The organism is Nitrospirillum pindoramense, assembly GCF_007827955.1.
Lineage (GTDB): Bacteria > Pseudomonadota > Alphaproteobacteria > Azospirillales > Azospirillaceae > Nitrospirillum > Nitrospirillum amazonense_B.
Map to the genome: position 1 here is coordinate 46,129 of NZ_VITR01000023.1, position 9,377 is coordinate 55,505.

General features: G+C 67.1%; 10 protein-coding genes and 1 tRNA gene. 6 read left to right on the forward strand and 5 right to left on the reverse strand.

Translation table 11 applies throughout. The features are described from left to right. The first annotated feature begins 6 nt into the window (after positions 1–6). A complete protein-coding gene (locus tag FBZ90_RS25995; protein ID WP_145615362.1) occupies positions 7–234 on the forward strand; it encodes a helix-turn-helix domain-containing protein in 228 nt (75 codons plus the stop codon). A gap of 99 nt (positions 235–333) precedes the next feature. Here the strand turns inward: FBZ90_RS25995 and FBZ90_RS26000 are convergent, their stop codons facing one another. Next, on the reverse strand, positions 334–1,536 hold the full coding sequence (locus tag FBZ90_RS26000) for a DUF932 domain-containing protein (RefSeq protein WP_145736322.1): 1,203 nt from the start codon (positions 1,534–1,536) through the stop codon (positions 334–336). 376 nt (positions 1,537–1,912) lie between these two features. Next, complete coding sequence (locus FBZ90_RS26005; RefSeq protein WP_145736324.1) at positions 1,913–2,230, reverse strand: DUF736 domain-containing protein; 318 nt, start codon at positions 2,228–2,230, stop codon at positions 1,913–1,915. 401 nt (positions 2,231–2,631) lie between these two features. Here FBZ90_RS26005 and FBZ90_RS26010 point away from each other — a divergent pair, with 401 nt between their 5' ends. Together FBZ90_RS26010 and FBZ90_RS26015 are read left to right on the forward strand one after the other, a co-directional pair. Continuing rightward, positions 2,632–3,192, forward strand: coding sequence for a DUF433 domain-containing protein (locus tag FBZ90_RS26010; RefSeq protein ID WP_186456051.1), 561 nt, complete (start codon positions 2,632–2,634; stop codon positions 3,190–3,192). Further along, on the forward strand, positions 3,174–3,557 hold the full coding sequence (locus tag FBZ90_RS26015) for a DUF5615 family PIN-like protein (protein WP_145736328.1): 384 nt from the start codon (positions 3,174–3,176) through the stop codon (positions 3,555–3,557). The genes FBZ90_RS26010 and FBZ90_RS26015 overlap by 19 nt, the downstream gene beginning before the upstream one ends. Here FBZ90_RS26015 and FBZ90_RS26020 read toward each other — a convergent pair. Then, positions 3,535–3,798: a helix-turn-helix domain-containing protein gene (locus FBZ90_RS26020; RefSeq protein WP_145736330.1), complete on the reverse strand. Its 264-nt coding sequence runs from the start codon at positions 3,796–3,798 to the stop codon at positions 3,535–3,537. The two genes, FBZ90_RS26015 and FBZ90_RS26020, sit on opposite strands and share 23 nt — an antisense overlap. Positions 3,799–3,881: 83 nt before the next feature. On the opposite strand from FBZ90_RS26020, the gene FBZ90_RS26025 reads away from it, so the two are divergent. Both FBZ90_RS26025 and FBZ90_RS26030 read left to right on the forward strand, forming a co-directional pair. After that, the gene (locus tag FBZ90_RS26025; RefSeq protein ID WP_145736332.1) at positions 3,882–4,397 is read left to right on the forward strand and encodes a hypothetical protein; all 516 of its coding nucleotides are present in this window, start codon (positions 3,882–3,884) and stop codon (positions 4,395–4,397) included. A gap of 191 nt (positions 4,398–4,588) precedes the next feature. Beyond that, a complete protein-coding gene (locus FBZ90_RS26030; RefSeq protein WP_186456052.1) occupies positions 4,589–5,050 on the forward strand; it encodes a Ros/MucR family transcriptional regulator in 462 nt (153 codons plus the stop codon). Between the two features lie 45 nt (positions 5,051–5,095). Here the strand turns inward: FBZ90_RS26030 and FBZ90_RS26035 are convergent, their stop codons facing one another. After that, positions 5,096–7,006: a ParB/RepB/Spo0J family partition protein gene (locus FBZ90_RS26035; protein WP_186456053.1), complete on the reverse strand. Its 1,911-nt coding sequence runs from the start codon at positions 7,004–7,006 to the stop codon at positions 5,096–5,098. 637 nt (positions 7,007–7,643) lie between these two features. Between FBZ90_RS26035 and FBZ90_RS26045 the strand changes: the two genes are divergently transcribed. Continuing rightward, positions 7,644–9,326 (forward strand): recombinase family protein, encoded by a 1,683-nt coding sequence (locus FBZ90_RS26045; RefSeq protein WP_145736345.1) that lies wholly within the window; start codon positions 7,644–7,646, stop codon positions 9,324–9,326. Here the strand turns inward: FBZ90_RS26045 and FBZ90_RS26050 are convergent. Next, positions 9,283–9,359: transfer RNA gene (locus FBZ90_RS26050), tRNA-Met, on the reverse strand. The two genes, FBZ90_RS26045 and FBZ90_RS26050, sit on opposite strands and share 44 nt — an antisense overlap. Positions 9,360–9,377: the final 18 nt, after the last annotated feature.

Sequence of the window (9,377 nt, forward strand, 5' to 3'; positions counted from 1 at the left end):
CTGGGGATGGACATCCGACGGCTCTTTGGGGCGAACCTGCGCCGCCTGCGAGATCGCGCCGGCCTCAGCCAGGAGGCCGTGGCGGCGCGCATGGGCGTGGACCGGGCCCATGTCAGCCTGATGGAACGTGGCCTGCAGAACGTGACCTTGACCACGCTCTGGGCGGTTTGTGAGGCCTTGCAGGTTCGGCCTGTCGAATTCTTTGACGAAAGCGTGGGTGACCCCGGGCCCTGATCCCGCGCCGGCCCCGCCGGCGCGCAAATTTTGCGCCAGCCCGACGGATCCAAGCCTATGGAAGGTAGGGGCCGGCATTACACCGGCCCCTACCCCAATCTACGCGGCCACCCGGTCCATCAAGCGCTTGGCCTTCTGCTCCAGGTCCAAGCGGGCATCCTGGTGGCCCTTGGCGCGGGCCACAGCGGTGATGCCCTGGATGAAGTCGAACACGCTTTCCGGGGGCTTACCTTCCTCCCGCAAGACGGTTTCGATGACTCGGGCGGCATCCTGGCGACCCAGGCCAGCGCGGCGGCTGAGGAAGTCCGTGCGCTCCTCATCCTTGGTGGCGACGATGGTGTCGCGGGCGGCCTTGATGCCGGCAATGAAGCCGGCGGGACTGCTGGCGGCGAAGCGCTCCAGGGCCGGGGCCGCCTGGTGGGCGAAGCGGCCAGCGGCGTACTTGCTGTGGCGGATGGTGATTTCCTCCAAGCCCTCCACGCCCCAGAGATTGCGGTTCTGGCAGACGCCCCGCAGGAAGAAGGAGGCGATGCCCAGCGTCTTGCTGCCCACCTCCGAATTCCAGCAATAGAAACCCCGAAAATACAGGTCCGGTGATCCATCGGCCAAACGCCCGGCCTCGATAGGATGGGTGTCGTCCACCAGGAACAGGAAGACGTCGCGGTCGCTGGCGTACAGCGTGGTGGTCTCGGCGCTGATGTCGACGTGGGGGTTGTGGCTCATGGTGGACCAGTCCAGCGTCCCCGGTACCTTCCACCGGGTGTCACCCGTGCCGTTGCCGGCAATGGCGCGCACGGCGGCCACCAGTTCATGGTCGTGGATGCGGCCATAATCCGGCCCCGTCACCGCCCGCAGTTCAAGCCGGCCGTCGTCCGTTTCCAGAGTCTTGACCTGTTCGGCCCGATGATGGGTCAGGCCATATTGCAGGTTGATGCCCGCCAAAGGGGCCGGCAGTTGTCGCAGATAGCGGGCGGGCGCGCCCACCAGGCCGGCCAGCTGGCCGAAACTCCAGTGCGTCGGCGCCAGGGCCGCCCCTTCCCCTGGCAGGCGCAGGGCCAGGCTGTCCGGGTCGTCGCGGTGGGCCTCCACCAGGATATGCCGGCTCTCCACCGTCCGGGTGCGGGAGCGGTCGGCCCGGTCGCGCACCGCGTCATAGAGGTCAGCCAAGCTGAGATAGCGCTCGTCCGCCGGGCGCGAGAACCATTCCGATGAAACGCGGCCAACCCGCCGGCCGCGCGTCACGTCCACCTTGAAGGGGGCGGCCACCGGAGTGGCGTCGAGGGTTTGGGTCACCAGGCTCATGATCTGTCTCCTTGCAGGTAAGATGACGAGGGGAAGCAGCGGCTGCTGCTTCCCGGAGGCGGGTGACCGCGCGGGGTGGGTGGGGGCGAATGCGGCATGGCCCGGCCGGGTTTGCGGGGAACGGGTGGGCCTCGGCCCACCCAGGGCACCGCGGCCCTGCCGGGCGCCAGGCGGCATTCGCGGGGAGGGAGGGCCCAGGGCCCGCCCTCCCACCAACGGCCCCGCGACCGCCCTGGCGGTGCGGGGCTGACACGGCATCGAGCCGGAATCCCGGCTCTCCGCAAATCCTGAAACCCGGGTTTCCGGCGAAGCGGCTTTACGGAAAAGAAAAGGCGCCCCGCCGGGGTGGACGGGGCGCCGCTGGTGGGATCAGGGGTCAGTTGCCGTTGCGGCGGGACCAGATGAGGCTGTAGCCCTTGCCGTCGTCCATCTCCACCAAGCTGGCGTAGATGGGCTGGGCGAAGCTGGGATCGTCCAGCTTGAGGGAGAGGTAGGGGCGGCCCGTGTCCTGGGCGGTCTTCTTCCAGGCGGCGCCGATCTCGGCGGAGCCGGCGTAGACGCGGAAGTCGGGGGCGCTGTCCTTGGCCTTGTCGGCCTCGGCGGTGATGCGGGCCTTGGCGTTGACGGAGAGGGTGCGGACGGAGCCCGTGTAGTTGCCGTTCTCGTCCTTGGTGAAGGTGCCGATGGTCGCCATGATGTCGTCTCCTGGGATGGTCCGGGGCCGCCCGTCGCGGCCTCGATGGTGATCCGACCGGCCGAGGGGGAAGCGCCCGCACCGCCCTGGCGGCCGCAGCGACAGCGAAGGACGGCTGGCGGGGCGTTTTATTGGTGCGCGAGGAGGCGCCGCCCAGCGGCGCTGGGGAATAAAACGCCCTGCCGGCCGTTGCGGGACGGAGCTTCCCTTTCGGCCAGGGTCACCTGACGAGAGGCCGTGACGGACGCCCTGGCACCGGTGTTCCCGGAGACGCTGGCGGCCTCCGACGCCTTTGCCAAGGTGCCGTGATGGCACTGCGGCCCCTTCCCTACCCTCGGCGGCCAAGTCCCTTGCCGCTGGCAGGGACAAGGCCTAAATTGATGTCCACGAGGACACGAATTATGCCGCTGCCCAGTTACAGCCCCCAAGAGACCGCCGCCATCACCGGCGCGCCGCTGGCCGCCATCCAGCGGGCGATCACCCGCCAGGCCATCCCCGCCCGCGCCCTGGGCAAGACCGGCCGGCGGCAGCTCAATGAGACGGCGCTGCTGGCCTTCGCCCTGCTGGAAGCCCTGCCGGCGGAGGTCCGCCTCTCCCCAGCGACGGTCTACAACCTGTTGCGGGAAGACCCGCAGCGGCGCGACGTGGTGCTGGGCGAGGTCGTCCGCATCGATACCGCCAAGGCCTTGGAGGGCACACGCCGACGCCTGGCGCTGTATGACCGGGCGACGGATGTCATCGTCAAGGACCCCGCCATCCTGGGCGGGGCCCCGGTGATCAAGGGGACCCGCATCACCGCCCAGTCCATCCTGGGCCGGCTGGAGGCCGGGGACGATGTCGACGGCATCCTGGAAGACTATCCGGCCCTGGACCGGGACACCCTGGAGGTGGCGGCCCTGTACGCCAAGGCCAACCCCTTGCGGGGCCGACCGAGCGGCAAGCTGTGGCCCCGCGCTTCCTGATCGATGAGAACCTGTCGCCTCAGGTCGCCCGCCATCTGCGGGACACCCTGGGATATGACGCCGTACATGTGAACGAGGTGGGCTTGAGCGGCCAGCCGGACGACACGGTGCTGACCTGGGCCCTGGAGCGCCAGCACATCGTGGTTACCAGCAACGCCGACGACTTCCGCCGCCTGGGCCGGGCCAGCCCTGGCCATCCGGGGCTGGCCATACTGCTGGACGCCGTGGGCCGCCAGCAGCAGGTGGCGCTGACTGTCATTCTCGCGGAAGCGGTGGAGGCCCGCCTTCAGGCCGGGGAACCCGCCGCCGGGCAGTTGTTCGAGGTGGACCGGGCCGGAGCGGTCAGGGTGTTTCCTCTGCCCTGACCGGCAACAGATCGGACGCCAGTTGCACGCCCTCGCCCAAGCCGTGGCCAGCAGGGATGAAGATGATGCCGGCTTGGGTCAACGTCCGCTCCAAGGCTTCAACCGTGGCGGCATGACTGGTCACCTCGTTGCGTTCCAGCCGGGCCACGGCTTTGACGGATAGCAGCGCCTTGTCAGCCAGCATCTGTTGCGACCAGCCGAGAAGTGCGCGGGCGGCCCGGATTTGACGGAGCGAGATCATGGCTCCGATCAAAGCAAAGCCAGTGACGGCCCGGGCAATAAGGGCTATTTTAGCCCTTATTGCTGAGCAAAGGGGCGCGGACCATGCCATTATCCGCCTATACCGATCCAATGGTTTTCGCCATGGCGACAGCCCAGGCGCCCCAGGTGCGGGGAATCCGCCACGCCGGGCATTTCAACCTGCTGGTCTCCTGGATGCGGGCGCGCATGGGCGACGGCTATCCCGCATGGCCGGCGGTGCGGGAACGGATTCAGGCGCCCTACCGCGATTTTCTGGTGGTGGCAGACCTGCACGCGACCCCACCCCGCTGGCATGACGTCGGCTGGAGCGCCGGCAACCTGCTGGCCAGCCGTTTCGACATCAGCGCCAACCTGCCCGGCGCCCCCGCCTATCACGCCGGCAAGATGGCGGTCGCCACCTATGATGAAATCCCCAGCCGGCAAGAGGTCTTGGGCCTGTTGGCTCTGCCAGTTCTTCATATCCGGCAGGAAAAGCCGATTTCCGTGATGGGTGTCTTCATGCTGGCGCCAAAAGCGGAGCGGTCGAATTCCACTCCTTGGCGCGGAGGGGAGCGGGCACCACATCATCGGCTGCACTGAGCAAATCCATTTTATTTCCGTCGCAGAAACGCTCATTTCCGGCGCTCCCTTGGTTCCGATGCCATCAATACCGAGTATGGATATCATTTAATTATATAGGGGCTATTCCTGCGCCTTGATTTGCAGGATCATGGACTTACTTCAGCATGGTGCCTCTGCTCGTGCCGAACCCGAATGGCGATGGAATACAAATGTCCGACTCGACCCTGAACCTGGCCACCAACATCGTGGCCGCCTATGTCTCCCACAACCGCGTGGATGTGGCGGACCTGCCGTCCCTGCTGAAGGCCACCTATGACAAGCTGGTGGCCCTGGAAAACCCGCCGGTGGTGGCGGCCACGCCGGAGCCGTTGACGCCCGCCGTTCCGGTGCGCCGCTCGGTGACGCCCGACTACATCGTCTGCCTGGAAGACGGCAAGAAGCTGAAGATGCTGAAGCGCCACCTGCGCACGGCCTACAACCTGACGCCGGACGAATATCGCGCCAAGTGGGGCCTGCCCTCGGATTATCCCATGGTGGCGCCCAATTACGCCGAGCGCCGGTCGGGTTTGGCCAAGGCCAATGGCTTGGGCACCCGTGCCCAGCGCAACACGGTGGCCGCCCCGGCTGCGGAACCGGCCAAGAGGAAGCGCGCCGCCAAGAAGGCGGCGTAAGGCCAGCGGGGCCGGTCATCCCGGCCCCGCCTTCCTGACACCTCGTTACTCCGCCGCCTGATCCAACGCCGGCGCCGGCTCGCGCCGCACCGTGCGCAACAAGGCGGGCAGCCAAGGCCTGCCGGCTAGCAAGCGTTCCGCCTGCTCCGCCATCTCCCCCTTCTTCAAGCCGCTGATCGCCTCGGCATCGCGCGCCGATACGCCCTCGCCCACCGCTTCCACGATATGGGCCTTGGTGACCCGGCCCAGATAGCTGTCGACGGTGGCGGACCAATGCCGGCTCATGTCCAGGTCCAGGACGGTGGCCAGGGCATCGGCATGGGCCAGGCGGCGCGGATCATGGCTCCAGGGCGCCTGCACGCCATGGACCAGGGTGGCCACGCAGAACGCCAGCAGACGGGCCAGAACAGCGGTTTCCTGCACCAGCACCCAGGCCCAAAGCTCATCCGGCGAGGACGGCACTTGCCGGGCCCAGTCGTCATGGCGACTGGCGACGGCACGAGCGGCGGAACCGTCCGCCACCGGATTGATGAAGACCACGGGCGCCGTTTCCAACCGCAGGCAGCTTTGCGGCAGGTAACCGCCGCCATGGAACAGGGGCAGCGCCAAGGCATGCACCACGGCGGCCAAGGCGACGTCGGGCCGATCCATCAGCGCCGCCTGGAGCCCGGCGGTGCGATGGGTGGTCAGTTCCTCCACCAGACGCTCGGACAACGACGTCAAGCCGTCCGTTTCCTCCTCCACCGCTGCGCTGATCGCCTCGGGCTCGCCCCGCGCAGCAGGAAGAGGCGCGGGCTGCGGGACAGGCTCGGGCGGCGCTTCGTCCTCCGGCCGGATAAAGCCGCGTTCCACCCGAAGCGCCCCATCGGCGCCGAGGCAGACGAAGGCGCCGCCGCGCGCGATGTCATCGGGATCATAGGCCTCGCGATCACGCAACGCGGCGATCCGGGCCTCCAGGTCCTGAAAGGCGGTATCCGCCTCAGGGGACGCATCGCCCTGCAGACGGTTGGACAGCGCCTCATAATCCTGCTCCAGCGCGTCCAAGGCAGCCTGTTCATTGGCGTCGAGCGGTGCGGGCACGGGATAGGCGCGGCGTAGGCCGGCGGCCAGGCCATAGGCGAATTCCGGATGGACGGCCACCCACTTCCACCCCTCCGCGCGCACGGTGACGGCGTCGGCCTCCAGCTTCTCGGCCATCAGCCGGTCCAGCAACGGCACATCTTCCAGGTAGACGCCCTGGTCATCAGCGCTGAACAGATCACGCAACACCGGGCCGCCCGCCGCCTCATAGGCGGCAATACTGATAAAACGGACGCGCCTGTCGGTGGCGGGGACATGGGCCTGGGTCAGCAGGCGGCGGATCGTCTCCGCCGACTTGTTCCAGGTGAGGTCGCCCCAAACCTGTTCCTGGCGGGCGTGGTCATCGGTCAGGGCGAAGGCCGTCAATTGCTCCAGCGTCATCAGCCCCTCGCGGTACTGCGCCATCAAGCGGGGGGACACGGCACCCAGCTTAAGGCGCTGCTTCACCGTCCGCTCAGCCACCCCGAAGCGGGCCGCGATCTCCAGGGCCGGCAAACCCTCGGCGGCATGCAAGTGATGGAAGGCCTCGAATTGGTCAGCCGGGTGGGGCGGAACGTAGCTGTTCTCGGCCAGGCTGACCTCCAGGGCGTTGGCCGTCCCCAGCAGGGCGCAGGGGATGGGGGCCGCCTTGGGCAGGCGCTTACGTTGGGCCAGGAGTTTGAGCGCCGCCAGCCGGCGCCCACCGGCCACCACCTCATAGCGGCCCGTCTCCTGCCCCTGGCCGTCGAGGACAGGCCGGACGGTGAGGTTTTGCAGCAGGCCGTGGGCGGCGATGCTGGCCGCCAGTTCCTCCAGCCCGCTATCGCGGGCGGTCTTGCGCATGTTGGCGTCCGAAGCGCTGAGCTTGGACAGGGGCAGGGTCAAGAACTCTCCCATGATCGTCTCCATCGGTAAAATCCCGCCGGGAAGCACCCGTGCGTGCTTCCCGGAGGCGGGCGACCGCGCGGGGGGAGAGGGGGGCGAGCGCCGGCGCGCCCGGCCGGGTTGCCAGGACGGGCGGGACCGTCGCGGCACCCGTGATCATGACCATGACGCCGGGCCTGCGCGGCCGCGGCCCTGCCGGGCGGAGCCCGGCACTCGCGGGGGAGAGGGGGCGAAGGGCCCCCTCTCCCCAGATGCCAGGGTCAGAGAACCAGGAGCAGCCTTGGACCGCCATAGGCCACCCGCCTCAATCCGCCGCTACGATTGCGTAGGCGTTTACCGTCATTGGCAGGTCAGTGCGCGATCTGGCCTGTGATAGGGTTTCCCATCCCACCGGACAGCCCCAGGTTCATGTCTATCCAGACGGTAATGCCTCTTGAGAGCGGGTTGCGGCACCATGGAAAAGTCCGGCACGATAGGGCGTCCAGATAGCGAGAAGAGTAAGGTCGGCGACTTGCTCACCTTCCGGCCTGCTGTCATGCCGGATCCCAGGTTGGTGGAACTGGTCCGGCTCCTCGCGCGACAGGCGGCTGATCAATACTTTGACGGCGCGCGACCGCCGAAGGCGGAGCCCAGGTAGCAAGAGGCCGGAATGACCAAGGTCGCGCTCTACGCCCGCTACAGTTCCGACAACCAGCGCGACGCGTCGATTGAAGACCAGCTACGGCTCTGTCGCCTCCATGCGGAGCGGCAGGGATGGACCATCACCGACAGCTATACCGACCGGGCCATGTCCGGCGCGTCACTGCTGCGCCCCGGCATCCAGGAATTGATCCAGGACGCGACGCGGGGGCTGTTCACCATCGTGCTAGCCGAGGCCATGGACCGGCTCAGCCGCGACCAGGAGGATATCGCCGGACTGTTCAAGCGCATGGCGTTCGCGGGCGTCAAGATCGTCACCCTGGCCGAGGGCGAGGTCAGCGCCCTGCATGTCGGCCTCAAGGGCACCATGAACGCCCTGTTCCTCAAGGACTTGGGCGACAAGACCCACCGGGGGCTGCGCGGCCGCGTTGAGCTCGGTAAATCCGGCGGCGGCAACGCCTACGGCTATGACGTGGTGCGGCAGCCAAGTGCGGACGGCCTAGCCAACCGTGGCGACCGCATCATCAATGAGACCGAGGCTGCTGTCGTGCGGCGGATTTTTCAGGCGTATGCCGACGGTCGGTCACCCAAACGTATCGCCAGCGCGTTGAACGAAACCGCCGTCCCGGCCCCAGGCGGCGGTGAATGGAGCTTCAGCACCATCAACGGCAACCGTCGGCGGGGCACCGGCATCCTCAACAACGAACTCTACATCGGGCACCTGGTCTGGAACCGCCTCCGCTACATCAAAGATCCCGACACCGGGAAGCGGGTTTCCCGCCTGAACAGTGAAGCGGATTGGGTGGTGCAAGGTGTTCCGGACTTGCGGATCGTCGACCAATGTCTGTGGGACCGGGTGAAGGAGCGGCAGGCGGCTCTCAACATCGACCACGATACCGGGAACGCCAACGCGTTTCATGAGCGGCAACGCAGCAAATATCTATTTTCCGGGCTGACCAAATGCGGATGCTGCGGCGGCGGTTATTCCATGATCTCCGGGGCTCATGTGGGCTGCTCCGCCGCCCGGAACAAAGGAACCTGCCAAAACCGTCTCAATATCCGTCGCGACACCTTGGAAACGCGGGTGCTGACCGCGCTGCAGAAACACCTCATGGACCCCGCCCTCTTCGCGATGTTCTGCGAGGAGTTCACGCACCGCATGAATGAGCGGCGGATGGAGGCCCGTGCCGCCTTGAATGCCGCCCGAGCGGACCTTCAAAAGATCGAACGTGAATTGGATCGACTGGTCCAACATATCGCTGAAGGCCATGGTGATGGCCGGGCGATTGGAAAACGGATCGCCATGCTTGAGGCCAGGCAGGACCAACTGACGGCCTCATTGGCATCAGCCGAAGATCCACCACCGGTTCTTCATCCCAGTATGGCGCTGGTCTACCGGGAGCGGGTTGCCGCCCTGCATGACGCCCTACAACAGGAAGAGACGCGCCCCCGCGCTGCCGAACTGATCCGGTCGCTGGTTAGCCGCATCGTCCTGACTCCGGCGGCCGATGGCCTGCGGGTCGAGCTGCACGGCGATCTCGCCGGCATCCTCGCCGTCGCCGCGAGCGGCACCGCAAAACCCGGAACAGCGAACAGCCCGCGCTCTTTCGAGGCGGGCTGTTCGGATGACTTGGTCGAGCAAGTTAAGATGGTTGCGGGGGCAGGATTTGAACCTGCGGCCTTCAGGTTATGAGCCTGACGAGCTACCGGGCTGCTCCACCCCGCGGATGTTGGTGCATGGGGG